The 24,076-nt window shown below is 71.1% G+C and carries 23 protein-coding genes and 1 pseudogene; 4 read left to right on the top strand and 20 right to left on the bottom strand.

Annotation, left to right across the window (positions count from 1 at the left end; genetic code table 11):
• Positions 1-75: 75 nt before the first annotated feature.
• The 9 genes and pseudogenes from tatA to MUK52_RS25070 all read right to left on the bottom strand — a co-directional run bounded on the left by tatA (position 76) and on the right by MUK52_RS25070 (position 7,560).
• Complete coding sequence (tatA, locus tag MUK52_RS25110) at positions 76-369, bottom strand: Sec-independent protein translocase subunit TatA (protein WP_284580194.1); 294 nt, start codon at positions 367-369, stop codon at positions 76-78.
• Between the two features lie 211 nt (positions 370-580).
• Entirely contained in the window at positions 581-781 is a 201-nt protein-coding gene (locus MUK52_RS25105; RefSeq protein ID WP_114056874.1) for a hypothetical protein, read from the bottom strand.
• Positions 782-807: 26 nt separating this feature from the next.
• The gene (locus tag MUK52_RS25100; protein WP_114056875.1) at positions 808-1,083 is read right to left on the bottom strand and encodes a hypothetical protein; all 276 of its coding nucleotides are present in this window, start codon (positions 1,081-1,083) and stop codon (positions 808-810) included.
• Between the two features lie 86 nt (positions 1,084-1,169).
• The gene (locus tag MUK52_RS25095; RefSeq protein WP_114056876.1) at positions 1,170-2,138 is read right to left on the bottom strand and encodes a helix-turn-helix transcriptional regulator; all 969 of its coding nucleotides are present in this window, start codon (positions 2,136-2,138) and stop codon (positions 1,170-1,172) included.
• A 160-nt stretch (positions 2,139-2,298) separates the two neighbouring features.
• Positions 2,299-3,255, bottom strand: a complete 957-nt coding sequence (locus tag MUK52_RS25090; RefSeq protein ID WP_114056877.1) for a helix-turn-helix transcriptional regulator — start codon at positions 3,253-3,255, stop codon at positions 2,299-2,301.
• A gap of 137 nt (positions 3,256-3,392) precedes the next feature.
• Entirely contained in the window at positions 3,393-3,770 is a 378-nt protein-coding gene (locus MUK52_RS25085; protein WP_114056878.1) for an FKBP-type peptidyl-prolyl cis-trans isomerase, read from the bottom strand.
• Positions 3,771-3,836: 66 nt separating this feature from the next.
• Positions 3,837-4,787, bottom strand: coding sequence for an FKBP-type peptidyl-prolyl cis-trans isomerase (locus MUK52_RS25080; protein WP_114056879.1), 951 nt, complete (start codon positions 4,785-4,787; stop codon positions 3,837-3,839).
• A gap of 102 nt (positions 4,788-4,889) precedes the next feature.
• A complete protein-coding gene (gene pafA / locus MUK52_RS25075; RefSeq protein ID WP_114056880.1) occupies positions 4,890-6,251 on the bottom strand; it encodes a Pup--protein ligase in 1,362 nt (453 codons plus the stop codon).
• Between the two features lie 9 nt (positions 6,252-6,260).
• Positions 6,261-7,560, bottom strand: a pseudogene (locus tag MUK52_RS25070) (MFS transporter).
• Positions 7,561-7,696: 136 nt separating this feature from the next.
• Between MUK52_RS25070 and MUK52_RS25065 the strand changes: the two are divergent.
• Positions 7,697-8,704: a LacI family DNA-binding transcriptional regulator gene (locus tag MUK52_RS25065; protein WP_114056882.1), complete on the top strand. Its 1,008-nt coding sequence runs from the start codon at positions 7,697-7,699 to the stop codon at positions 8,702-8,704.
• A gap of 108 nt (positions 8,705-8,812) precedes the next feature.
• Here the strand turns inward: MUK52_RS25065 and prcA are convergent, their stop codons facing one another.
• From prcA to arc, 6 genes are all read right to left on the bottom strand, one after another.
• Positions 8,813-9,577 (bottom strand): proteasome subunit alpha, encoded by a 765-nt coding sequence (gene prcA / locus MUK52_RS25060; RefSeq protein ID WP_114056883.1) that lies wholly within the window; start codon positions 9,575-9,577, stop codon positions 8,813-8,815.
• 46 nt (positions 9,578-9,623) lie between these two features.
• The gene (prcB, locus tag MUK52_RS25055; RefSeq protein ID WP_114056884.1) at positions 9,624-10,463 is read right to left on the bottom strand and encodes a proteasome subunit beta; all 840 of its coding nucleotides are present in this window, start codon (positions 10,461-10,463) and stop codon (positions 9,624-9,626) included.
• The gene (locus MUK52_RS25050; protein WP_350206414.1) at positions 10,415-10,828 is read right to left on the bottom strand and encodes an endonuclease VII domain-containing protein; all 414 of its coding nucleotides are present in this window, start codon (positions 10,826-10,828) and stop codon (positions 10,415-10,417) included. The genes prcB and MUK52_RS25050 overlap by 49 nt, the downstream gene beginning before the upstream one ends.
• A 223-nt stretch (positions 10,829-11,051) precedes the next feature.
• The gene (locus MUK52_RS25045) at positions 11,052-11,264 is read right to left on the bottom strand and encodes a ubiquitin-like protein Pup (protein WP_045947082.1); all 213 of its coding nucleotides are present in this window, start codon (positions 11,262-11,264) and stop codon (positions 11,052-11,054) included.
• Positions 11,265-11,469: 205 nt separating this feature from the next.
• The gene (gene dop, locus MUK52_RS25040) at positions 11,470-12,981 is read right to left on the bottom strand and encodes a depupylase/deamidase Dop (protein ID WP_114056886.1); all 1,512 of its coding nucleotides are present in this window, start codon (positions 12,979-12,981) and stop codon (positions 11,470-11,472) included.
• A 249-nt stretch (positions 12,982-13,230) separates the two neighbouring features.
• Positions 13,231-14,997 (bottom strand): proteasome ATPase, encoded by a 1,767-nt coding sequence (gene arc / locus MUK52_RS25035; protein WP_114056887.1) that lies wholly within the window; start codon positions 14,995-14,997, stop codon positions 13,231-13,233.
• 265 nt (positions 14,998-15,262) lie between these two features.
• Here arc and MUK52_RS25030 point away from each other — a divergent pair, with 265 nt between their 5' ends.
• Positions 15,263-15,592: a ferredoxin gene (locus MUK52_RS25030; protein WP_114056888.1), complete on the top strand. Its 330-nt coding sequence runs from the start codon at positions 15,263-15,265 to the stop codon at positions 15,590-15,592.
• 4 nt (positions 15,593-15,596) lie between these two features.
• Here the strand turns inward: MUK52_RS25030 and MUK52_RS25025 are convergent, their stop codons facing one another.
• The 3 genes from MUK52_RS25025 to MUK52_RS25015 all read right to left on the bottom strand — a co-directional run bounded on the left by MUK52_RS25025 (position 15,597) and on the right by MUK52_RS25015 (position 18,542).
• The gene (locus MUK52_RS25025) at positions 15,597-16,193 is read right to left on the bottom strand and encodes a hypothetical protein (RefSeq protein WP_284580179.1); all 597 of its coding nucleotides are present in this window, start codon (positions 16,191-16,193) and stop codon (positions 15,597-15,599) included.
• A 219-nt stretch (positions 16,194-16,412) separates the two neighbouring features.
• The gene (locus MUK52_RS25020; protein ID WP_114056890.1) at positions 16,413-17,324 is read right to left on the bottom strand and encodes a tRNA (adenine-N1)-methyltransferase; all 912 of its coding nucleotides are present in this window, start codon (positions 17,322-17,324) and stop codon (positions 16,413-16,415) included.
• An 18-nt stretch (positions 17,325-17,342) separates the two neighbouring features.
• Entirely contained in the window at positions 17,343-18,542 is a 1,200-nt protein-coding gene (locus tag MUK52_RS25015) for a site-2 protease family protein (protein ID WP_246042647.1), read from the bottom strand.
• A gap of 197 nt (positions 18,543-18,739) precedes the next feature.
• Between MUK52_RS25015 and MUK52_RS25010 the strand changes: the two genes are divergently transcribed.
• Positions 18,740-19,654 carry a RecB family exonuclease gene (locus tag MUK52_RS25010; protein WP_284581773.1) on the top strand — a complete coding sequence of 305 codons (915 nt, stop codon included), beginning with the start codon at positions 18,740-18,742 and terminating at the stop codon, positions 19,652-19,654.
• A gap of 68 nt (positions 19,655-19,722) precedes the next feature.
• Entirely contained in the window at positions 19,723-20,397 is a 675-nt protein-coding gene (locus MUK52_RS25005) for a response regulator (protein ID WP_114056892.1), read from the top strand.
• Between the two features lie 84 nt (positions 20,398-20,481).
• On the opposite strand, the gene MUK52_RS25000 is transcribed toward MUK52_RS25005, so the two are convergent.
• The gene (locus MUK52_RS25000) at positions 20,482-22,065 is read right to left on the bottom strand and encodes an ABC transporter substrate-binding protein (RefSeq protein WP_114056893.1); all 1,584 of its coding nucleotides are present in this window, start codon (positions 22,063-22,065) and stop codon (positions 20,482-20,484) included.
• A gap of 71 nt (positions 22,066-22,136) precedes the next feature.
• Complete coding sequence (locus MUK52_RS24995; RefSeq protein WP_114056894.1) at positions 22,137-23,741, bottom strand: ABC transporter substrate-binding protein; 1,605 nt, start codon at positions 23,739-23,741, stop codon at positions 22,137-22,139.
• Positions 23,742-24,076 lie beyond the last annotated feature (335 nt).

The raw sequence follows: 24,076 nt of genomic DNA, 5'->3' as shown, positions 1-24,076 counted from the left end.
CGTCCCTCGTCTCGCATCGATGACCGGTCGTCCCGTGATCGCGGCCCGGTCGTGACCGCGGCCGGTTCCGGAGGATCAGCCCTGGGCGGTGTGGTTCGGCTCGGCGACGGGGCGGGAGCTGGTCACGTCGCCGGGCGCGGCCTTGATGGTGCGCGGGGCGGCCTGCTGCGGCGCCGGGTCGGCGGTGCGCGCGGCGGCGGCGTCGTCGGCGGCGGCGTTCTCGTTCTTCATGGCCTTGGCCTCGCTCTTGAGGATGCGGGCCGACTTGCCGAGGGAGCGGGCCATCTCGGGAAGCTTCTTCGCGCCGAACAGCAGGACGATGACAGCGATGATCAGAAGGATCTCGAGGGGCTTCAGATTGCCGATCATGTGGTCTTCCTTCTCACCGGACGGCTGGTTGTGGTCGGGCGGACGCGCAGGGTGATCCGACACGGCCGCTGCAAGGATCGTAACCCCCTGGGGTTAACGTCCGGCAATCCCCCGGCGTATACCGTCTTGCGCACCGCTCCGACAGACGGTACGGGGCTGGTGCGTGCATGCCACGGGCCGCCGCCCCCCGGCCTTGCGGCCGCCGGCCGGGTCAGCGGCCCGCCGTCCGGCCCGCCCGGGCCAGGTCGGCTGCCGCCTGCTCCAGGTCCCCCGAGGCCTCGGCGATACGGCGGCTGGCCAGGGCGACCTGGCCGGACAGCCGGCGCACCTCGGCGAAGACCCGCAGGGCCAGGACGGCGAGGACGGTGAGCCCGAGGAACCCCAGGGCGATTGCGAGCATCGGCCACAGCATGGGACGAGCCTAGGCCACCGGCGGCGTCAGACGCTGCGCAGGGTGCTCACGCCGCCGCCGGTCAGGAGCTCGACGATCCGCTCCCCGGCCGGCTTGCGGACGGCCGATCCGCACCGGGGGCAGGTGAAGGAGTAGAAGGTGGTCCGCCGGCTGCCGCCGATGACCAGCCGCAGGGCGGCCGCGTCCAGCTCGAAGCGGGCCCGGCACTCGGTGCAGGCCGCCTTGAAGGCGACCGGCCCTGCGGCCGCGGCGGACCGGCCCGGCGACCCGGCACCCGCGTGCCCGCCCGGCGGCCCAGACATTGGCGACATCCTCGGCGCTCCCCTCACCCGTACGACTTCACTGAACCCCGGCCCCACCGCCCGCGCCGCCCCGCGGCGCGGGGTCCTCAGGCCGGTTCGCCGTAGCCGGCGAGCGCCTCGCGGGCCGCCTGCCGGGCGCTGTCGGCGAGGGCCTCGGGCGACACGATCCGGCCGTCGCGGCCGAGGCGCAGCGCGAGGCGGCGCAGCGAGGCCGGGTCGGGGCTGCGCAGGGTGATGCGCAGGCCGCCGTCGGGCAGCTCCTCGGCGCTGTCGTGGGGGTAGTACTCGGCGACCCAGCGGCCGGCCGGTCCGACCTCGACGACGACCTCGGGGTCCTCGGCGGCCGGCTGCACCAGCCCGACGGACAGGTCGCGCGGCTCGATGGCGGGCGGCTCGGAGCGCTCGTCGAGGAGGCGGATCTCGGCCACCCGGTCGAGGCGGAAGGTGCGGCGCGCCTCGGAGAGGTGGCACCAGCCCTCCATGTAGGTGTGCCCCACCGCGAAGAGCCGGATCGGGTCGACGGTGCGCTCGGTGAGCTCGTCGCGGGCGGGCGAGTAGTAGCGCAGCCAGAGCCTGCGGCGCTCGGAGATCGCCCGGTCGACGTCCGCGAAGACGCCGCCTTCGGCCTCGAAGGTCACCGAGAGCCGGGAGCTGGCCCCGGCGGCCTCGCCGGCCGCGGCCTCCAGCTTGGCGGTGGCGCGCAGCAGGGCGTCGCGGTCGCTCTCGCGCAGGCCGGGCAGGGTGGCGACGGCGCGGGCCGCGACGAGCAGGGCGGTCGCCTCGTCGGCGGCGAGGCGCAGCGGCTCGGCGGTGGACTCGCCGGAGGCGTCGGCGTTGTGCCACCAGATGCGCTCGCCGTCGGTGTCGATGTCGAGGAGGTCGCCGCCGCGGAAGCTGGTCCCGCACATGGGCAGCACGTCGAGGTCCGAGATCAGCTCGTCCTCGGTGATGCCGAAGGCGCGGGCGACGTCGGCGACGTGCGCTCCGGGGCGCTCGCGCAGGTAGGTCACCAGGGACAGCATCCGGCGGGTCTGGTCGATGGCGTTGGCGGCCATGCTGGTAGGTCTCCCCCTCAGGGCACCCCGCGGGAGGCGGGGTGCGGTGTGCGTACGGTGCGGGCGCGGGTGGCGGTGGGTGCGGCGGCCCGGCGCGCCTGCGGTCCGGGTCCCCGGCGCGGCCGGGCGGATCGGCCGGCCGCGGGCACCCGGGCGGTTGTCAGCCTGCGGCGACCGCGCGGAGCCGGTCCACGACGTCGGCCCGCAGGTCGGCCGGCTCCACCACCACGACGTCCGGCCCGAACTCGACGAGCCAGGCGTCGAGCCCGTGGCCGTACGGGATCTCCAGCTCGTCCCAGCCGTCGGCGCCCTCGCGGACGGCGGTGGCCTTGGCCCGCAGCGGGTAGCCGGCGCCTGCCCGGAGCCGGATGAGGGCGGACCGCTCCGCGCTCTCCCCCGCCCAGGCGGCGACGGTCTCGCGCACGGTGACCACGTCGGGCACGTCGGCGGTGTACTTGCCGACCCGGGAGCGGACCTTGCCGGTGATGCGGGAGAGCCGGAAGACGCGCTCCGCACCGCGGTCGCGGTCGTGGCCGGCGAGGTACCAGTGGCCGCGCCAGCATTCGAGCGCCCAGGGCTCCACCTGCCGGGTCTCGGGCCGGGCCGCGGTGGACTTGCGGTAGTCGAAGACGACAGGCCGGCGGTCGCGGCAGGCCAGCATGAGCGGCTCGAACGCCGCCTCGTGGACCGGGATGCGCGGCTCGATGGCGCTGTGCTGCCCCTCGAAGGGGTTGTCCGCCTCGGGCATGCCGCCCGCGCGCAGCTTCTGCAGGGCGCCGCTGGCGGCGCCGGCGAGGCGGGCCTGCTGCCACACCTTGGCCGCCAGGCCCAGCGCGGCGGCCTCCTCGGCGTCCAGGGAGACCGGCGGGAGGCGGTTGCTGTCGCGGCGCGCCAGGTAGCCGGTCTCGCCGTCGAGGTTCTCCACCGTCTCGATGACCAGGCCGAGTTCGCGCAGATCGTCCTTGTCCCGCTCGAACATGCGGTTGAAGGACTCGTCGTTGCCCGCTTCCATGTACGCCTCGATGGAACCGCGGAGCTCGCGCTTGCTCAGCGGCCGACGGGTCCCCAACAGGCACAGCGCCAGGTTCATCAGCCGCTCGGCCTTGGCAATCGCCATCGACGCCCTTCCGCCCTTCTCCTGCTCCCGCGTGGTGCGGGTTCCGTGACCGTTGACCGTACCGCCCCGGCGCTCCCGGGCAAAAGCGAGGGCCCCCGCCTCGCGGCGGGGGCCCCTGCTGTGCTGCGGGTGACGGGTCAGACGCCCATCAGGTCGCAGACGAAGATCAGCGTCTCGCCCGGCTTGATGGCCGGGGTCGGGCTGTGGTCGCCGTAGGCGAGGTGGGCGGGGATCGTCAGCTTGCGGCGGCCGCCGACCTTCATGCCCTCGACGCCCTTGTCCCAGCCCTTGATGACCTGGCCGATGCCCAGGATGAACTGGAGCGGGGCGCCGCGGTTCCAGGAGGCGTCGAACTCCTCGCCGGTGGAGAAGGCGACACCCACGTAGTGCACGGAGACCTTGGAACCGGCCGTGGCCACGGCGCCGTCGCCCTCCCAGATGTCCTCGATCACGAGGTCGGCCGGGGCCGGGCCCTCGGGGAAGTCGATCTCGGGCTTCTCGAGCTTGTCGCTCACGGAACTGCTCCTCAAAACGGTGAACGGGCCCCTCCAGCGGTGGCTGGAGGGACAACCGGGACAGTCTTACATCACTGCGAGGATGTCGAGGCTGAAGACGAGCGTCGAGTTCGCCGGGATCGTGCCCTGCTGCTTGTCGCCGAAGCCCTGGTCCGGCGGGATGACGAGGAGGATGCGGCTGCCGACCTTCTTGCCGACCAGGCCCTCCTTCAGGCCCTTGACGGAGATGTCGCCGATGGGCCACGTCACGGTCTGGTCGAGGGCGTACGTGCTCTCGAAGGTCTTGTCGTCCTTCCACGTCTTGCCGTGGAACTTCACGACGACGCTGTCGGAGTCCTTGACGGCCGGGCCGTCGCCCTCCAGCACGTAGTTCGAGACGAGCTTGGCCGGCGGCTCGGCGTCCTTCGGGACGGAGACGGAGACTTCCTTGCCGTCCGTGTTGGTGCCGATCTGCGGCAGGGCCTTGTCGCCCTGGGGGACCTCCTTGCCGGCGGCCGAGGCCGGGATGCTGGTGCCCTTGACGATGTCCACGACGAAGACGAGCGTGGCGCCGCCCTTGATCTTGGGCGGGGAGCCCTTCTCGCCGTAGCCGAGGTCCGGCGGGATGACCAGTTCGAGGCGGCTTCCGACCTTGCGGCCCTCCAGGCCCTGGTCCCAGCCCTTGATGACGGCGCCCGCGCCGATCGTGACCTCGAAGGGCTTGCCCTTGCCGAAGCTCTGGTCGAACGGCTCGGTGCCGTCCCAGACCTGGCCGAGGTAGTTGACCTGGGCGACGTCGCCCTTCTTCAGCGCGGGGCCGGTGCCCTCGCTGATGGTCTCCACCTTCAGCTCCTTCGGCGGTTGGCCCGCGCCCTTGGAGAGGGTCGGGGTCTCACCGAACTTGGCGCCCTTGGTGATCGCGGGCACCCCGTTCTTCATCTCGGCCTTGGTGTCGGCGGAGTCGGAGCCGCTGTCGCCACAGGCTGCTGTGGACAGCAGCAGAAGGGGTACGACCAGCAGGCCGGCAAGTCGGCGCACGTGTTCCTCAGATCTCAGACGGCAACGGTCGTCGCCACTCTAAGGCGTGCGCGGGGCCCCGTACGAGATCCGTACGGGGCCCCGGGCCGGATCAGTGATACGTCACATACCGGCGATCAGCTTCTCGACACGGTCGTCGACCGCCCGGAACGGGTCCTTGCACAGCACGGTCCGCTGCGCCTGGTCGTTCAGCTTCAGGTGCACCCAGTCCACGGTGAAGTCGCGCCGCTGCTCCTGCGCCCGGCGGATGAAGTCCCCGCGCAGCCGCGCCCTCGTGGTCTGCGGGGGGACCGACTTCCCCTCGAAGATCTTGAGGTCGTTGCAGATCCGCGCCGCCTGCCCCTTGCGCTCCAGCAGGTAGTACAGGCCGCGCCGGCGGTGGATGTCGTGGTAGGCGAGGTCTATCTGCGCCACCCGCGGGTTCGACATGGTCATGCCGTGCTTGGCGCGGTAGCGCTCGATCAGCTGGTGCTTCATGACCCAGTCGATCTCCGTCGCGATCCGGCCCAGGTCCTGCTCCTCGATCGCGTCCAGCGTGCGGCCCCACAGCTCGAGCACCTGCTCCACCGTGCCGGTGCGGATCCCGCGGCGCTCGGCGAAGTCCACCGCCTTGTCGTAGTACTCGCGCTGGATCTCCAGGGCGGAGGCCTCGCGGCCGCTCGCCAGCCGCACCTTGCGCTGGCCGGTGGTGTCGTGGCTCACCTCGCGGATCGCCCGGATCGGGTTCTCCAGGGTGAGGTCCCGCATGACCGTGCCCGCCTCGATCATGCGCAGCACGAGGTCGGTGGAGCCGACCTTGAGCAGCATGGTCGTCTCGGACATGTTCGAGTCGCCCACGATCACGTGCAGGCGGCGGTAGCGCTCCGCGTCCGCGTGCGGCTCGTCGCGGGTGTTGATGATGGGGCGCGAGCGCGTCGTGGCGGAGCTGACGCCCTCCCAGATGTGCTCGGCCCGCTGGCTGACGCAGTACACGGCGCCCCGCGGCGTCTGGAGCACCTTGCCCGCCCCGCAGATCAGCTGCCGCGTGACCAGGAACGGAATGAGGATGTCCGCGAGGCGGGAGAATTCCCCGTGCCGCGCCACCAGATAGTTTTCGTGGCAGCCGTACGAGTTGCCCGCCGAGTCCGTGTTGTTCTTGAAGAGGTAGACGTCGCCTGCGATTCCCTCCTCGTGCAGACGGCGCTCGGCGTCGACGAGGAGGCCCTCGAGAATGCGCTCGCCGGCCTTGTCGTGGGTGACCAGCTCGGTCACGTTGTCGCACTCAGGAGTTGCGTATTCCGGATGCGATCCCACGTCGAGGTACAGGCGGGCGCCGTTCCGCAGGAAGACATTGCTGCTGCGGCCCCATGACACGACACGGCGGAAGAGGTAGCGCGCCACTTCGTCAGGAGACAGTCGGCGCTGTCCCCTGAACGTGCACGTGACGCCGTACTCGTTCTCCAGCCCGAAAATGCGGCGGTCCATGACTGAACATTACGCCTTTGGACCTCTCCTGAAACCGGGTTCGAGAACGCCGTTTCGATCAATTGTCGACGAGCAGCGCCCCGCCGCCCTCCCGGACCGGCTCCGCGGAGCCCGTCACGGTCCGGGACCGGCCGGGAGCGGACAGGATCCGCTGAGTGGCCGTCAGCACCGCCAGGGCGGCCGCCCCCGCCCCGCAGGCGACCGCGAACCCGGACGTCACTCCGCCCAGTTCCACGGCCGGACCGGCCGCTGCCGTGCCCGCGGCCGCCCCCACGCCGAAGAAGGTCACCAGCCAGGAGAACGCCTCCGTCACCGTGCCCGCCGGGGCGTGCCGGTCGACGACGATGAACGCGCAGGCGATGGTCGGCGCCAGGAAGACGCCCGCCAGGGCCGTCAGCGCCGTCATGGCCACCGGACCGGGGGTCAGCAGCAGCGGCAGATAGCCCAGCGCGAGGAGGGCCACCAGCCACAGCAGCCGCCGCTCGGCCGGGCCGCTCCACTGCCGAGCCCCGTAGGCGACGCCGCCCAGCAGGGCGCCCAGGCCCAGCGCGGCCATCAGCCAGCCGTAGACGCCCTGGCCGCCGTGGCCGTCCGCGTACGCCATGGCGGCCACCGTGATGGAGCCGAGGGCCGTGCCCACGAAGAAGAAGGCGCCGAGCAGCGCCAGCAGGCCCCGGGAGCGCAGGGCGCCCAGCCAGTGGGCCTCGCGGGGCTCGGAGCGCCAGGTGCGGGAGGGCTCGCTGAGCACGACGGAGAGGGCGCCGAGGACGCCGAGGACGTTGATGGCCAGCAGGGCGCCGGCCGGGCTCCACAGGGCCACGGACAGCGTGACCAGCAGCGGTCCGACCGTGTACATGACCTCCTGGGCCACGGCGTCCAGGGCGTACGCGGCGTGCACGCGGTCCTCGCGGCCGCCGAGCACGGAGGGCCACAGGGCGCGCAGGCCGCCCTCCAGCGGCGGGGTGAAGAAGCCGGCGACCACCACGGCGCTGTACGCGGCCGCGGCCGAGCCGGTGCCGGCGAGGGCCAGCCAGGCCGTGCCCAGCGCGGAGACCACGGCGGCGGGGAACTGGACGCGGGGCTGCCCGAAGAGGTCGACGGCCCGGCCGAGCAGGGGCTGGCCCACCGCGTTCGCGACGCCGTAGACCGCGGCGAGGGCGCCCGCGAGGCTGTAGCTGCCCCCCTCGGCACGGACGAAGAGCACGATCGCGATCGCCGCGGTGGCGTTCGGCAGGCGGCCGACGAGCGTGCCCGCCAGCAGTCGCGCGGCGTGCCGGGTCCTGAGCAGCTCCGCGTATCCCGCGGCCATCTTCTGCCCCCTTCTGCCCGGATCCCGCCGGGGTAATACGTATAACTAGACCCGTCATACGTACCATGGCGGCAGCCCGCCGGTCCACCCGGACGACGGGCCGGACACCGCCGACCCCGTACTCCAGGAGCCCCGTGTGACGAGACCCACCAGCCGGGACGTCGCGAGCGCGGCCGGGGTCTCCCAGGCCACCGTCTCCCTCGTCCTCGGCGGGAAGTGGCGCGGCCGCGTCTCCGAGCGCACCGCGGGACTCGTCCGCGAGGCCGCCGCCGAGCTCGGCTACCGGCCCAACCTCGCCGCCCGCAACCTGCGCCTCGGCAGCACGCGCACCGCCCTGCTCGTCGTCCCCGCTCTGACCAGCGAGTTCTTCGCCCGCGTCTACACCGGCGCCGCCCGCGTCGCCTCCGAGCACGGCTTCGGCGTCGTCCTCTACCCCTCCCCCGAGGGCATCGGACCCGCCCGCGACCCCTTCCCCTCCGCCCGCGCCGCCCTCGACGGCGTCATCGCCTCCTCCATGGCCGCCGGGGCCCTCGACGCCATCGGCGGCGCCGAACTGCCCCTGGTCATGCTCGACAGCGACCCCGCCAACGGCAGGGCCGCCGCCCGCGTCAACCTCGCCATGGCCGACGGCGTCCGCCAGGTCGCCGAACACCTCCTCGGCCTCGGCCACCGCCGCTTCCTGCACTTCGCCGCCGACGTCGACAGCTGGACCTTCGACGTCCGCGCCCAGGCCCTCGCCGCCCTCCTGCCCCCGCAGGCCGAGCTGCGCACGGTCCGGGCCCCGCTGTCCGTCCCCGACGCCCGCACGGCCATGGAGGCCGCCCTGGCCGCCCCCGGGGACCGGCCCACCGCCGTCGTATGCGACGACGACCTCCTGGCCGCCGGCGCCTGCAAGGCCGCCCGCCGCCTCGGCCTGCGCGTCCCCGAGGACCTCTCCGTCACCGGCTTCGACGACCTCGCCCTCGCCACCGCCGTCGAACCGGAGCTCACCACCGTGCGGCTGCCCGCCGAGCAGGTCGGCGAGCAGGGCATGTCCGCCCTCCTCGCCGTGCTCGACGGCAGCGGCTGGGCCGCCCCCGACATCCCCGTCCAATTGGTCGTACGGGGCTCCACGGCCCCGCCGCCGGCTGCCGCCCGCCGCTGAGGAACGGAAGCGGGCCGCCCGGGTCCGCCCTCCTGCGAGGCGCACCCGGGCGGCCCGCGCCCGTACTCCCGTCGTCCCGCGCGGCCCGGAGGCCGCGGGGCCGCGCTCCTACTCCTCGGCGTCCTCGGGAGCCTCGTCGTTGGAGACGGCGTCGGCCTGCGCAGCCGCCGGAACGTCCGCCTCCAGCAGCCGCGACAGCTGCCGGCCCCGGATCCGCTTGAACTTCCGCTGCTGCGGGCGGGTGCGGTCCAGCACGGCGACCTCCAGCCGCTCGGCCGGAATGGTCTTCTCCGCACCGTTCGCCTGGCTCGACAGCGCCTGCACGGCCAGCTTCAGCGCCTCGGACAGGGTCATCCCGTCCCGGTGCCGCTGGTCGAGGAAGCCGCTGATCTGCTCCGCGTTCCCGCCGACCGCGACCGAGCCGTGCTCGTCCACGATCGAGCCGTCGTGCGGCAGCCGGTAGATCTGGTCGCCCGCGGCCGTCGTGCCGACCTCGGCGACGACCAGCTCCACCTCGTACGGCTTCTCGCCGGCGCTGGAGAAGATGGTGCCCAGCGTCTGCGCGTAGACGTTCGCGAGCCCACGGGCCGTCACATCGTCGCGGTCGTACGTGTATCCGCGCAGGTCGGCGTAGCGGACGCCGCCGATCCGCAGGTTCTCGTACTCGTTGTACTTGCCGGCGGCCGCGAAGCCGATCCGGTCGTAGATCTCGCTGAACTTGTGCAGCGCGCGGGACGGGTTCTCGCCGACGAACACGATGCCGTCGGCGTACTGCAGCACGACGAGGCTGCGACCGCGGGCGATGCCCTTGCGGGCGTATTCCGCCCGGTCGGCCATCGCCTGCTGGGGAGAGACGTAGAACGGAGTCGACACCGGCTGACCGTCCCTTTCTTCTGGGCTCCTGGAGGACTGTGGCGGATCAGAGCAGGGCGGCGCGCGGGCCGTCCGGCTCCTGGAGGCGGCGGTCGGTGACCCTGCGGGCGAGGTCCTGGGACTCGTCCTCGGTCAGCCGCCGGAAGCCCTCGTCGGTGATGACGGTGACGATCGGGTAGATGTTGCGGTAGAGGTCGGGGCCGCCGGTGGCCGAGTCGTCGTCGGCGGCGTCGTACAGCGCCTGGACGACCAGCGTGGTGGCCTGCTCCTCCGTCAGGTCCGGACGGTAGAGCTTCTTCATGGAGCCCCGGGCGAAGATCGAACCGGAACCGGTCGCGGCGTACCCGTGCTCCTCCGAGCGGCCGCCGGTCACGTCGTAGGAGAAGATGCGGCCCTTCTCCTTGCCCTCGTCGTAGCCGGCGAAGAGCGGGACCACGGCCAGGCCCTGCATGGCCATGCCGAGGTTGCTGCGGATCATGGTGGAGAGCCGGTTGGCCTTGCCCTCAAGGGAGAGGGTCGTCCCCTCCACCTTCTCGAAGTGCTCCAGCTCCAGCTGGAACAGCTTGACCATCTCCACGGCCAGGCCGGCGGTGCCGGCGATGCCGACCGCGCTGTACTCGTCCGCCGGGAACACCTTCTCGATGTCCCGCTGCGCGATCATGTTGCCCATCGTCGCGCGCCGGTCGCCGGCGAGGACGACCCCGCCGGGGAAGGTGGCGGCGACGATGGTCGTGCCGTGCGGCGCCTCGACGATCCCCTCCGGGAGCTTCCGGTTCCCCGGCAGCATCTCGGGCGCGTGCGCGCCCAGGAAGTCCATGAAGGAGGACGACCCCGGCGTCAGGAAGGCTGCCGGCAGACGCCCTGTGCCACGAGTGTTGGGTTCCACAGGTTTCCTTCCACGTAAGCGGCTGCACGTCTCATGACGTCCGGCCGATCCTTGAACTTCCCCAGAGCTGAGTTGCAGGCGAAGCACAGTACGCCTCGAACCCTACCCGTCTGATGATCGTGATCCACATGCTCTGCAGGGCCCTCTTTGCAGATCACGCAGACCCCGCCCTGAGCGGCGATCATCTCGTCGCGTTGGGCCTCGGTCATCCCGTAGGCCCGCTTCAGATGGCCTGCCCGGCCCTGAGCTGCCCGGCAAGCCTTGCAACGCGTGGACAAGCCGTCAGAGGCACTTGCGTTCTTGTGCCATTCACTGTGCGGCTTGACCTCACCGCACTGCCGACAGAGCTTCCACCCCGCCGGCACTTCCAAGCGCTCTCTGACGACCTTGCCCTTGGCTGCCTGACGGCGCCGGTAGTGCTCGGCGCCGTACGCCGCCACGCACCCCCGGCACCTGGGCTGCAGACCGTCCCCTCGGTTTCGATCTGCTGCGAACCCGCTCAGCGGTATGTCACGGTTACATCCACGACACCACTTTGATCCGTTGGACACGGATCACACACTGGCGGCTGCACCTTCGATTCGAAGGCTATTCGCCACCTTTTTGTACGAAACTCCGAACGAAGTCCTCGGCATTTTCCTCGAGTACATCGTCAATTTCGTCAAGTACGGAGTCGACGTCGTCGGAGAGCTTCTCCTGCCGCTCCTTGAGGTCGGACTGCGCTTCCGCGGCCTGCTCCTCGACCTCCTCGGTCGAGCGAGTGGCCTTCTGCTGTCCGCCGCCGGTGTCCTTGGTCGCCATGTCTACCTCACCCCGCTCGGTTCGCGCGCTCGTGACGAGGGACCCCTGGACCGGGATCCCTCAAGATCAGACCCTACGTCGGACCCTACAAGGCGGGCCCGGCGTTCGTCCCCGTACTTTCACAACGTCCGGGTGTCTCCATGATTCCCTGGAGCGGGGGATTTCAGCCCCCTTCCGGGCCCCGGGATCACCGGGACCCGGCCGTTCAGTTCCCGCTGAGCACCCGCACCAGGTCCTCCGCCGTGCGGCAGCGGTCCAGGAGCTCCTTCACGTGCTGGCTGGTGCCTCGGAGCGGCTCCAGCGTCGGGACGCGCTGGAGGGAGTCGCGCCCCGGCAGGTCGAAGATCACCGAGTCCCAGGAGGCCGCGGCCACGTCGTCCGCGTACTGCTCCAGGCAGCGCCCGCGGAAGTAGGCCCGGGTGTCCTCCGGCGGCTTGCCGACGGCCCGCTCCACGTCCTCCTCGGACACGAGCCGCTTCATCTTCCCGCGGGCCGCCAGCCGGTTGTACAGGCCCTTCTCGGGGCGCACGTCCGCGTACTGGAGGTCGACCAGGTGCAGCCGGGCTGCGTCCCAGTCCAGCCCGTCCCGCCGGCGGTAGCCCTCCAGGATCTCCCGCTTGGCGATCCAGTCCAGCTCCCCCGACAGGCTCATCGGGTCCCGCTCCAGGCGCCCGAGGACGTCCTCCCAGCGGGCCAGCACGTCCTTGGTCTGCTCGTCCGCGTCGGCCCCGAAGCGCTCCTCGACGTACTTCCGGGCCAGCTCGAAGTACTCCATCTGCAGCTGTACGGCGGTCAGGGTGCGGCCGCTGCGCAGCGTGACCAGATGGCGCAGGTCCGGGTCGTGGGAGACCTGGTGCAGGGTGCGCACCGGCTGGTCCACGGCCAGGTCGACGGTGATGAACTGGTCCTCGATCATGGAGAGGACCAGGGCCGTCGTGCCGAGCTTGAGGTAGGTGGAGATCTCGGAGAGGTTCGCGTCGCCGATGATCACGTGGAGGCGGCGGTACTTCTCCGCGTCGGAGTGCGGCTCGTCGCGGGTGTTGATGATGGGCCGCTTCAGGGTGGTCTCCAGGCCGACCTCGACCTCGAAGTAGTCCGCACGCTGGCTGATCTGGAAGCCGTGCTCGCGGCCGTCCTGGCCGATGCCGACGCGGCCGGCGCCGGTGACGACCTGGCGGCAGACGAAGAAGGGCGTCAGGTGGCGCACGATCTCCGAGAAGGGGGTCTCCCGCTTCATCAGGTAGTTCTCGTGCGTGCCGTAGGAGGCGCCCTTGTTGTCGGTGTTGTTCTTGTAGAGGTGGATCGGCTGGGCGCCGGGCAGCTGGGCCGCCCGGACGGCCGCCTCGGCCATGATCCGCTCGCCGGCCTTGTCCCAGAGCACCGCGTCGAGCGGGCTGGTGATCTCGGGCGAGCTGTACTCGGGGTGCGCGTGGTCGACGTAGAGCCGCGCGCCGTTGGTCAGGATGACGTTGGCCAGGCCGATGTCCTCGTCGGTCAGCTGGCTGCTGTCGGCGGCCTCGCGGGCGAGGTCGAAGCCGCGGGCGTCCCGCAGCGGGTTCTCCTCCTCGAAGTCCCAGCGGGCGCGTCGCGCCCGGTGCATCGCCGCCGCGTAGGCGTTGACGATCTGGGACGAGGTGAGCATGGCATTGGCGTTCGGGTGACCGGGGACGGAGATCCCGTACTCCGTCTCGATCCCCATTACTCGCCGTACGGTCATGCGGCCCTCCTTGCCCGGCGGCGCCCCCGTTCGGGAGCGGCGCTCAAGTACCGCTGGTGGTCCGGTGCGTGTGCGGTGCCCGTCACCGCACTGCTGTTGCGGATGCGGCGGTACGGACGAGCCTAGAACCACTCCACGCCGCTCGGGAGATCATTTCCGTCATCGGCTCCGCCCTGTCACGGCTGAAAAGCGGCCGGTAACGCAGTCGGCTGCGGGTGCCCGGTGGGGGCACCCGCAGCCGCCCTCCGGTCAGAGGTACTGACCGGTGTTCGCCACCGTGTCGATGGAGCGTCCGGTGTCGGCGCCCTGCTTTCCGGTGACGAGGGTGCGGATGAAGACGATCCGCTCGCCCTTCTTGCCGGAGATCCGGGCCCAGTCGTCCGGGTTGGTCGTGTTGGGCAGGTCCTCGTTCTCCTTGAACTCGTCCACGCAGGCCTGGAGGAGGTGGGCGACCCGCAGGCCCTTCTGCTTGTGCTCCAGGAAGGCCTTGATCGCCATCTTCTTGGCCCGGTCCACGATGTTCTGGATCATGGCTCCGGAGTTGAAGTCCTTGAAGTAGAGGACTTCCTTGTCGCCGTTGGCGTACGTGACCTCGAGGAAGCGGTTCTCCTCGGACTCCGCGTACATCTGCTCGACGACCGTCTGGATCATGCTGTGGACGGCGACCTCGGACGAGCCGGAGTGCTCGGCGAGGTCGTCGGCGTGCAGCGGCAGCGAGGCCTTGAGGTACTTCGCGAAGATGTCCTTCGCGGCCTCGGCGTCCGGGCGCTCGATCTTGATCTTCACGTCGAGGCGGCCGGGCCGCAGGATCGCCGGGTCGATCATGTCCTCGCGGTTGGAGGCGCCGATGACGATGACGTTCTCCAGGCCCTCCACGCCGTCGATCTCGGCGAGCAGCTGCGGGACGATGGTGTTCTCCACGTCCGAGCTGACGCCGGAGCCGCGGGTGCGGAAGAGCGACTCCATCTCGTCGAAGAAGACGATGACGGGGGTGCCCTCGCTCGCCTTCTCGCGGGCCCGCTGGAAGACGAGGCGGATGTGCCGCTCGGTCTCGCCGACGTACTTGTTGAGGAGCTCGGGGCCCTTGATGTTCAGGAAGTAGGACTTCCCGGCGGGCTGGCCGGTCACCTCGGCGACCTTCTTGGCAAGGGAGTTGGCGACGGCCTTGGCGATGAGCGTCTTGCCGCATCCGGGCGGGCCGTAGAGCAAGATGCCCTTCGGCGGCCGCAGTTCGTGCTCCTTGAACAGGTCCGGGTGGAGGTAGGGCAGCTCGACCGCGTCGCGGATCAGCTCGATCTGGTCGCCCAGGCCGCCGATCTTGTCGTAGTCGATGTCCGGGACCTCTTCGAGGACGAGCTCCTCGACCTCGCTCTTCGGGACGACCTCGTAGACGTAGCCGGAGCGGGGTTCGAGCAGGAGGGCGTCGCCGGGGCGGATGGTGGCGTCCAGCAGCGGCTCGGCGAGCCTGACCACCCGCTCCTCGTCGGTGTGCCCGATCACCAGGGCGCGCTCGCCGTCCTCGAGGATCTCCTTGAGGGTGACGATGTCCCCGGCCCGCTCGAACTCCATGGCCTCGACCACGTTGAGGGCCTCGTTGAGCATGACCTCCTGGCCGCGCCGGAGCTCTTCCGGGTCGACGCTGGGGCTGACGTTCACGCGGAGCTTGCGGCCCCCCGTGAAGATGTCGACGGTGCCGTCCTCGTTCGCCTGGAGGAAGACACCGAATCCGGCCGGCGGCTGCGCGAGCCGGTCCACTTCCTCCTTGAGCGCCACGATCTGGTCGCGCGCTTCACGGAGCGTATTTGCCAGTCGCTCGTTTTGTGCGGAGACGCCGGCCAGGTTTGTCTGGAGCTCGACGATCCGCTCTTCGAGAATCCTCGTGTGTCGCGGAGAGTCGGCGAGCTTACGTCGCAGGACGGCGATTTCCTGCTCGAGATAGGCAACCTGGCCGGCGGGGTCATCGGACCCCCGCCCCGGCCGGATGCCGCGGTTGATGTCGTCGTCGTGGGCTGCCACGGTCCTCACCTCCTCCAAGGGGAGCTGGACGCTTCCTGACCCTACCTGGGCTGGTGGTGATTGAAACCCCTAGATCACAAAGACGGTAGGGGTGTGTCCGATCTTCACCCTTGCGTACTCCCTCACGCCAGGGAAATACCCACCCTTCAACATCGGAAAGCGGCCGGTTGTAAGGTCGAAGTGTTCAACACCCGTCAGAGCTGGCGCGACTTGCCGGCGGCATGTGGCGGGAACGGGTCACTCAGGGCAGGGAACGGCAGGGGATATGACCGTGCAGCAGGAGGCAACCGCCGGTGGCGCAGGCGGCGCCGGGCAGGCGGGCGAGCCGCTCGAGGTCTGGATCGACCAGGACCTGTGCACCGGTGACGGCATCTGCGTGCAGTACGCGCCGGAGGTGTTCGAGCTGGACATCGACGGTCTGGCCTACGTGAAGAGCCCGGAGGACGAGCTCCTGGTGGACCCGGGGGCGACCACTCCGGTTCCGCTGCCGCTGCTCCAGGACGTGGTGGACTCGGCGAAGGAGTGCCCGGGCGACTGCATCCACGTGCGGCGCGTCTCGGACGGCGTCGAGGTGTACGGCCCCGACGCCGAGTGACGGTTCAAACACTCCCCGTGGAGATGTTCGTCAGCTCCTGGCGGAATTTCCCGCCGGTCCAGCGCCACTTGGCGAGCCGGTGGACGTCGGGGCTGGAGCGGGGGACCTCGGGCGAGGAGTAGCCGAGGAGCCGGGCGGTGACGGTGCCGTCCCGGACGGTGAGGTCGTCTGCGCTGGTGCGCGCGGCGGCCTCCAGCAGGGTCGCGACGATGCGCGGTGCGGCGCCGGGCTCCCTGCCGGGGGTGAGGACGTAGAGGGCGTGCGGCGGGGTGCCGGAGCCGGCGTCGCAGCGGACCGCGGCGACGGTCTCGGGCCGGCCGTCGCCGTCGAGGTCGCCCTGTGCGGTGGCGGTGACGGCCACGGGGGCGCCCTTGCAGTCGAGGGGGTAGGCGGCGGCCGCGGCGTCCGGGGCGGCGGCCTGCGGGGCCGGTGCGCCGCCGGGTGCCGTACGGGCCTCCGCGCCGGTCGCGGGTCCCGCGGCGGCGGGCTGGAGCAGCCCCGCGGCGGCGACGACGGCGGCCAGGGCGCAGGCCGTGGCGAGCCAGTGGACGGGCCTGCTGCTGCGGTGCGCGGGTTCCGGCGCGGCGGTGCGGTGCGGCACGCGGGGTGTCTCCTGAGCGGGGGATGACGGGGAGCCAGCATCGTGCCACACCTCACACCGGGACGGAACGGGCGGGTCCGGCCCGGCCGGTACCGGGGACCCCCGGGGCGGCGCGGGCCCGTCAGGACAACGGAAAGGCGCTGCGGCGCAGTTCCCGGTCGGTCCGGGGAACTGCGCCGCAGCGCCTGTGCGTTGTGAGGGTGCGGTCCCGTGCGGCGGTCAGCCGCGGTCGCCGGAGCCGCCCGAGCCGCTGCCCGGCCCCTCGTAGTCCTCGCCGTACGCGCCCTTGGCGGGGCGGCGGCGGCGCATCGGGGGCTCGACGCCGTCCGCGAGGCGGCGGGCGGTGACCAGGAAGCCGGTGTGTCCGATCATCCGGTGGTCGGGGCGCACGGCCAGGCCCTCGACGTGCCAGTTGCGGATCATCGACTCCCACGGCTGGGGCTCGGCGAAGCAGCCGATCTCGCGGATGGACTCGACGGTCTTGGAGAGCTGGGTGGTGGTGGCCACGTAGCAGCAGAGGATGCCGCCGGGCACGAGGGCCTTGGAGACGGCGTCCAGGCATTCCCAGGGGGCGAGCATGTCGAGGATCACGCGGTCGACGTCCGTGTCGGACAGGTTGTCCTGGAGGTCGCCGACGGTCAGCTGCCACGCGGGGTGCGGGCCGCCGAAGTAGCGCTCGACGTTCTCCTTCGCGATCTGGGCGAAGTCCGCCCGGCGCTCGTAGCTGTGGAGCATGCCCTGGTCGCCGACGGCGCGGAGCAGGAAGCTGCTCAGCGAGCCGGAGCCGACCCCTGCCTCCACGACGCGGGCGCCGGGGAAGATGTCGGCGAAGGCCAGGATCTGGCCCGCGTCCTTGGGGTAGACCACGGCGGCGCCGCGGGGCATGGACAGGACGTAGTCGGGGAGCAGGGGTCGCAGCGCGAGGTACGCGACGTTCCCCGTGGTACGGACAACACTGCCCTCGGGAGCGCCGATCAGCTCGTCGTGCGGGAAGGAACCCTTGTGGGTGTGGAAGTTCTTCCCGGCTTCGAGCGTGAACGTGTAGTGGCGTCCCTTGGGGTCGGTGAGCTGGACCTGGTCCCCGACCTTGAAGGGCCCGCGACGGCGGGCGGCACCGGTCGGTTCGGACATGTGACCAGTGTATTGGCTTCAGGGGCGGGGCCGTGCCATGGCCTTCACGAAGGCCTTCTCGACATCGAGGGTGGACAGGACGCCGTAGACCTCGCCGCCTGCCTCGACGACCAGGTACTCGGTGGCGGGGGTGGAGCGCAGGCGTTCGAGGAGTTCCTCGCCGGCGAGTTCTGCGGAAACCTTCATGCCGTCGGTGAGGTCCTGGGCGAGGGAGCTGACGGCGACCCAGGGGCGGCGGTGTTCGGGGACGGAGGCGATGGCGCTCTCGCGGACGATGGCGTGGGGCTCGCCCTGGCCGTCGACGACGACGATGGCGCGGGCGCCGTGGGCGTTGGCGCGGCGCAGGGCCTCGGAGAGCGGGGTGGCGTGCTCGACGGGTACGGCACGGCGGGTGAGGGCGCGGGCGCGGAGCTGGGGCAGGTGCTCGCGCAGGCGGGCCATGCGGAGGCTGTTGCCGGCGCCGGTCCAGATGATGGCGGCGAGGATCGCGGCGAGGAGGGCGTCCATGACGGTGCTCATGCCGCCGGCCTCTTCGCCGGGGGCGCCGAGGAGGCCCGTGTGGGTGATCATCGGGAGGCCGAGGAGTACGGCGACGGCGAGGCCTCGGCCGACCCAGGCGGCGGCGACGGTGCCGGCCATGGGCTTGCCGGTGATGCCCCAGATGACGGCGCGGAGCATGCGGCCGCCGTCGAGGGGCAGGCCGGGCAGCAGGTTGAACGCGGCGACGAGCAGGTTGGAGATCATCAGGCCGGCGAGGAGGACGCCGGGGACGGTGCCCGCTTCGACGGCGTTCATGCCGAGGTAGAAGGCGCCGGCGAGGAGGAGGGAGAGGAGGGGGCCGACGAAGGCGAGGACGAACTCGCGGCCGGGGGTCTCGGACTCCTTCTCGATCTCGGAGACGCCGCCGAAGAACTGGAGCTGGATGCGGCGCACGGGGAGCCGGAAGCGCAGGGCGGCGACGGTGTGGGCGAGCTCGTGGACGAGGACGGAGCCGTAGAAGGCGACCGCGAAGAAGAGGGAGACCAGGTAGCGGGCGGGGCCGAGGTCGGGCAGGACGCGGTCGAGCTGGTCGCCGAAGACCCAGGTGATGAGGGCGGCGACGAGGAACCAGCTGGGGGAGACGTAGACGGGGACGCCGAAGGGGCGGCCCATGAGGATTCCGCCGCCCGGTCCGGGGCGCTTGTCCGGGCGCTCGCCGGTGTGGTCGGTGTCTGCCACGGCTGTCCTTCGGTCGGTGCTGTCCGGGGCGGGGTGGCCCCCCGGCGGGTGCTCTCCAGTGTGGTCCACGGGCCGGGCGGGTGCGGCCGGGGCTGCGCGGTAGCGCGGTGTGATGCTCCGATCATGCAGTGCGAGGGGGCCCGGCGTCGATGGTATGCGCGTGGCTGTCCGCGGCGGGCCGTAGGGTTCTGTGCATGATGACGAGTCCCGGTCCCCTTCCCGGCGCTGCGGATGCCGGTGCGGCGCCGGGCGCCTCCGCCCCCGTTTCGCTGTCGCCCTCGCGGGCGGGCGACTTCATGCAGTGTCCGCTGCTGTACCGGTTCCGGGTGATCGACCGGCTGCCGGAGAAGCCGAGTGCGGCGGCGACGCGGGGCACGCTGGTGCACGCGGTGCTGGAGCGGCTGTTCGACCACCCGGCGGCGGAGCGGACGGCCCCGCGGGCGAAGGCGCTGGTTCCGGGGCAGTGGGAGCGGCTTCTGGAGGCGAAGCCGGAGCTGGCGGAGCTGTTCCCGGACGGGGACGGCGGCGAGGCGCTGGCCCGCTGGCTGGCAGAGGCCGAGGCGCTGGTCGAGCGGTGGTTCACGCTGGAGGACCCGACGCGGCTGGAGCCGGTGGAGCGGGAGTTCTTCGTGGAGGCGGAGCTGGAGTCGGGGCTCCGGCTGCGCGGGATCATCGACCGGGTGGACGTGGCGGCGACGGGCGAGGTCCGGATCGTCGACTACAAGACGGGCAAGGCCCCCCGTCCGGAGTACGCCGAGGGCGCGCTGTTCCAGATGAAGTTCTACGCACTGGTGGTGTGGCGGCTCAGGCAGGTGGTGCCGCGGCGGCTGCAGCTGGTGTACCTGGGCAGCGGCGACGTGCTGACGTACGACCCGGTGCCGGCCGACCTGGAGCGGGTGGAGCGCAAGCTGCACGCGCTGTGGGAGGCGATCCGGGAGGCGACGGAGACGGGCGACTGGCGGCCGCGGCCGACGAAGCTGTGCGGCTGGTGCGACCACCGGGCGGTGTGTCCGGAGTTCGGCGGCACTCCCCCGGTCTATCCGCTGCCGGTGGTGCCGCGCGCCGCGGTTCCGCGCCCGGCCGGGGGCCCGGACCGGCCGGCGGGGTCCTGATCATCCGATCAGGGCACAATGGGGGCGTCCGCGCCGAAGCCGCCCAACCGAAACACGAGGTGTCCCCTGTGGCGATCCGCGTCCTCCTGGTCGACGACCAGCCGCTGCTGCGCACCGGTTTCCGGATGATCCTGGAGGCCGAACCGGACCTGGCGGTGGTCGGCGAGGCCGGGGACGGGCTCCAGGCGCTGGACCAGGTGCGGGCGCTCCAGCCCGACGTGGTGCTGATGGACATCCGGATGCCGCGGATGGACGGCGTCGAGGCCACCCGGCAGATCACGGGGCCGGGCCGGGACGGCCCGGCGAAGGTGCTGGTGCTGACCACCTTCGACCTGGACGAGTACGTGGTGGAGGCGCTGCGGGCGGGGGCGAGCGGGTTCCTGCTGAAGGACGCGCCGGCGGTCGAGCTGGTGCAGGCGATCCGCGTGGTGGCGGGAGGCGAGGCGATGCTCGCGCCGAGCATCACGCGGCGGCTGCTGGACAAGTACGCGGAGCACCTGCCGTCGGGCGAGGAGCGTGTCCCGGACTCGCTCGGGACGCTGACCGAGCGGGAGGTCGAGGTGCTGAAGCTGGTGGCCAAGGGCCTGTCGAACGCGGAGATCGCGGCGGACCTGTTCGTCAGCGAGACGACGGTCAAGACGCACGTGGGCCACGTCCTGACGAAGCTGGGCCTGCGGGACCGGGTACAGGCGGCGGTGTACGCGTACGAGAGCGGCCTGGTCCGCCCGGGCGCCGCCCAGTAGCCCCTCGCCCGCCCCCGCAGACACGGCCGGCCCGTGCCGCCCCGGAAGGGGGCGGCACGGGCCGGCGGCGTTGCGCGAGGCTGGTCAGCCCTTGCTGATCTCCCAGAAGCGGAAGACGGTGGAGGCGTCGAGCGACCACTGCAGGCCGGTGACGTTCTGGCGGGTCACCGCGTACTGCTTGCTCTGCCACAGGGGCAGGAGCGGGATCTCGTCCGCGACGATGTCCTGGAGGCGGGTGTAGTCCGGCGTGGCCGCGCTGCGGTCGGCCTTGGCGGAGGTCGCCGGGATGATCGTCTGGGTGATCTCCTTGTTGTCGTAGTTGTTGTTCAGGACGTTGTTCGGCCCGAAGAACGGCTGCGTGAAGTTGTCGGCGTCCGGGTAGTCGGGCACCCAGCCGCGGATGTAGACGCCGTACTTGCCGGCCGCGATGTCCTTCTCGTACTGCTCGTACTCGACGGACTTCACGTCGGCCTCGAACAGGCCGCTGTCGTTCAGCTGCTTGGCGATGAGCGCCATCTCCTGGTCCGTGGCGGGACCGAAGCGGTTCGGCGTCGTGTACAGGGTGATCTTCACCTTGTCCTTGATGCCGGCCGCGCGGAGGACCGCCTCGGCCTTCTTCGGCTGCGGGCTGCCGCCGTAGCGGTCGAAGAAGGCGGTGTTGTGGGAGCCGATGCCGGCCGGGACGACCGAGTACAGGGAGGTCGCGGTGCCCTCGTAGACGTCCTTGACGAGCGCCTCGCGGTCCACGAGGAAGGCGATGGCCTTGCGGACGGGGAGCTTGCCGGCGACCTCGTCCTTCATGTTGAAGACGAGGTGCTGGACCTCGGCGCCGGTGCCCTGGACGACCTCGATGCTGTTGTCGCCGGTCTTGGACGAGGCGAGGCCGGCGATGTCCTTGGCGGCCAGGCCGCGGAAGGCGAAGTCGACGTCGCCGCTTTCGAGGACCTTCTTCAGCGCGGCCTGGTCCTGGTTGAAGAACTTCAGCGTGACGCCGGTGTTCTTCGGCTTGGCCTTGCCGGTGTAGGCCTCGTTGACCGAGAAGTTGGCGCTCTTGTCGTTGAACGAGTCGAGCTTGTAGACACCGGAGCCGATGGCCTTGCCGTCGGTGCGGAGCTTGTCGGCCGGGTACTCGGAGTGGTCCACGATGGAGCCGGCACCCGAGGCGATCTTGCTGGGGAAGGTCGCGTCGGGCGTCTTGAGGCGGAAGACGACGGTCTTGTCGTCGGGGGTGTCGATGCCCGCGATCGACGACAGCAGGACGGCCGGGCCGTTCGGGTCGTTGATCTTGAGCGTGCGCTCGAAGGAGAACTTCACGTCCTCGGACGTGAGGCGGTTGCCGTTGCTGAACTTCAGGTCCGGCTTCAGGGTGCACTTGTACACCTTGCTGTCGCCGCCCTCGAAGGCGCACGACTGCGCGGCGTCGGGCTCCGGGGTGGTGGCGCCCTTGGGGAAGCTCAGCAGCGACTGGAAGACGTTGTTGAAGAGCAGCCAGGAGCCCGGGTCGTAGCCCGCGGCGGGGTCGGTGGACTTCACCTTGTCGGATATGCCCATGACCACGCCCTTGCCGCCTTCGGCGGGCGAGCCGTCGGTCGAACCGCAACCGCTGAGCAGCGCTGCGGCGGTGGCTGCGCCGAGCGGGGCTGCCAACCACTGGTTACGTCTCATCACTCGAACGTCCTTCACAGTCTTGCTGAATCGATGCACCGGCCCGCGGACACCCGCCGCCGGTCCTGCCGGTCTCAGCCGCTGACTCCGCGGCCGAGTTCCCACAGCTGGAGGTCGGAGATGGCGTTGACCGACCACTCCACTCCGGTGATCCCGTCGCGTGCGGCGACGTACTGCTTGCCCTGCCACAGCGGCAGGACGGGCACGTCCTCGGCGACGATGTCCTGCATCTCCGTGATCGCGGGGGCGGCGACGTTGCGGTCGGCGGCCTTGCGCGACTCGGGGATGAGCTTGGTGCGCACCGTGCTGTTGGCGTACGGCGTGCCCAGGAAGTTGTCCTGCTCCAGGAAGGGAGCGAGGAAGTTGTCGGCGTCCGGGTAGTCGGGGAACCAGCCGAGCCCGTAGGCGGCGTAGTCGCCCTTCTTCTGCGCCGGGCGGAACTCGGCCCAGTCGGCGCCCTGGACGGTGATGTCGAACAGCTGCGTGGAGTTCAGCTGGTTCTTCAGGATCTCGAACTCGGCGGCCGTGCCGTCGCCGTAGTGGTCCGTGGTGTAGGTGAGCGTCAGCTTGACCGGCGTCTTGATGCCGGCGTCCTTCAGCAGCTGCGCGGCCTTGGCCGTGTTGGCCTCGCCGTACTTGTTGCGGAAGGAGTTGACGTGGCCCGTGACCGAGGTGGGGACCAGCGAGTACAGGGGCTGCGCGGACTTGCCGTACACCTTGGAGACGATCGCGTTGCGGTCGACGGCGGCGGCGAGGGCCTGGCGGACGGCCTTCTCCTTGACGACCGGCGCCTCGGTGTTGAAGCCGATGTAGCGGATCTCCAGGCCGGGCATCGGGACGATGCGGACGCCCTTGGGCGGGTTCGCCGAGAACTCGTTGATCTGGGTCGGCGACAGGGTGCGGGAGACCATGTGGATCCGCCCGTCGGTGAGCGCCTTGCCCATGGCGGCGCTGTCGTCGAAGGTGCGCAGCTCGACCTTGTCGTTCTGGAGCTTCAGGTCGCCCTTGTAGTGGGGGTTCTTGCTGAACACGGCGCGGACGAGGCGGTTGCCCTTGACCTCGGCCTTCATCGTGTAGGGCCCGGAGCCCTCGACGGTGAAGCCCTCGCGGAGCTTCCCCGCGTCGTAGGCCTTCTCGCTGACGATGGCCGCGGCCGGGGTGGAGAGCTTGTACGGGAACGTCGCGTCCGGGGTCTTCAGGTGGAAGACGACGGTGTCGGCGCCCTTGACCTCGACGGTGTCGAGGGTGGAGAGGAGCGAGGCGGGGCCGTTCTCGGCGTTGATGGCGCGGACGCGGTCGATGGAGAACTTGACGTCCTTGGCGGTGAGCGGCTCGCCGCTCGCGAACTTCAGGCCGGGGCGCAGGGTGCAGCGGTAGCTCTCGTTGCCCGTGTCGGTGAAGTGGCAGGCGGAGGCCGCTTCGGGGACGGGGCGGCCGCCGCCGCGGGGGGTGTGCATCAGGGTCTGGACGGTCTGCCGCAGGACGTTCCAGGCTCCGGCGTCGTAGGCGTACGCCGGGTCGAACGGTGCGGGGGCGTAGTCCGCCGCCTCGTACCGGTCGGTGGTGCCGACGACGATCGCTCCGGTTCCCGCTCCGCCGCCCGTCGCGCTGCCGCAGGCAGCGAGGGCGGGGGTGAGCAGTCCGGCCGCGGCCGTCAGCACCAGGGTCTTGCGGTTCATGCTGGAAGTACTCCCTTGACCGGCACTTGTTCAAAGCGGCGTAGAGGGCACTTCGCGGCGGTCGCCCGTTCTGGGCGGAACGATCGGGCCGGTTTTGTGACGATCGGTCCACACGTACCCGGCACAGGGGTGTGTGTCCGGGACTGCTGCGGTGCGGAGTGCCCGCGTCGACATTAGTGGCCTTGGACCGGTTGGCTTGAACTGGCCGGACTTGGGGTGTAATCGCACGGTGATGGGAGGAGACTGCCTGTCAGGGCCGGAGGCATCGCAGATGCGGTCAGGAGATCATCAATCCGGACACAAGGGAACCGGCGCGGAGGGCCCTAACGGTCCGT

Source organism: Streptomyces sp. 2P-4 (assembly GCF_030167965.1).
GTDB classification, from domain to species: domain Bacteria; phylum Actinomycetota; class Actinomycetes; order Streptomycetales; family Streptomycetaceae; genus Streptomyces; species Streptomyces globosus_A.
The sequence above is the reverse complement of the archived record's forward strand: the minus strand, read 5'-3'. Positions and strand labels throughout refer to the sequence as shown.

Excerpts from the sequence above, each read along its gene's own strand:
- tatA (WP_284580194.1), bottom strand. The coding sequence starts at position 369 with ATGATCGGCAATCTGAAGCCCCTCGAGATCCTTCTGATCATCGCTGTC.
- MUK52_RS25105 (WP_114056874.1), bottom strand. The coding sequence starts at position 781 with ATGCTGTGGCCGATGCTCGCAATCGCCCTGGGGTTCCTCGGGCTCACC.
- MUK52_RS25100 (WP_114056875.1), bottom strand. The coding sequence starts at position 1,083 with ATGTCTGGGCCGCCGGGCGGGCACGCGGGTGCCGGGTCGCCGGGCCGG.
- MUK52_RS25095 (WP_114056876.1), bottom strand. The coding sequence starts at position 2,138 with ATGGCCGCCAACGCCATCGACCAGACCCGCCGGATGCTGTCCCTGGTG.
- MUK52_RS25090 (WP_114056877.1), bottom strand. The coding sequence starts at position 3,255 with ATGGCGATTGCCAAGGCCGAGCGGCTGATGAACCTGGCGCTGTGCCTG.
- pafA (WP_114056880.1), bottom strand. The coding sequence starts at position 6,251 with ATGGACCGCCGCATTTTCGGGCTGGAGAACGAGTACGGCGTCACGTGC.
- MUK52_RS25045 (WP_045947082.1), bottom strand. The coding sequence starts at position 11,264 with ATGGCGACCAAGGACACCGGCGGCGGACAGCAGAAGGCCACTCGCTCG.
- dop (WP_114056886.1), bottom strand. The coding sequence starts at position 12,981 with ATGACCGTACGGCGAGTAATGGGGATCGAGACGGAGTACGGGATCTCC.
- MUK52_RS25030 (WP_114056888.1), top strand. The coding sequence starts at position 15,263 with ATGACCGTGCAGCAGGAGGCAACCGCCGGTGGCGCAGGCGGCGCCGGG.
- MUK52_RS25020 (WP_114056890.1), bottom strand. The coding sequence starts at position 17,324 with ATGTCCGAACCGACCGGTGCCGCCCGCCGTCGCGGGCCCTTCAAGGTC.
- MUK52_RS25010 (WP_284581773.1), top strand. The coding sequence starts at position 18,740 with ATGACGAGTCCCGGTCCCCTTCCCGGCGCTGCGGATGCCGGTGCGGCG.
- MUK52_RS24995 (WP_114056894.1), bottom strand. The coding sequence starts at position 23,741 with ATGAACCGCAAGACCCTGGTGCTGACGGCCGCGGCCGGACTGCTCACC.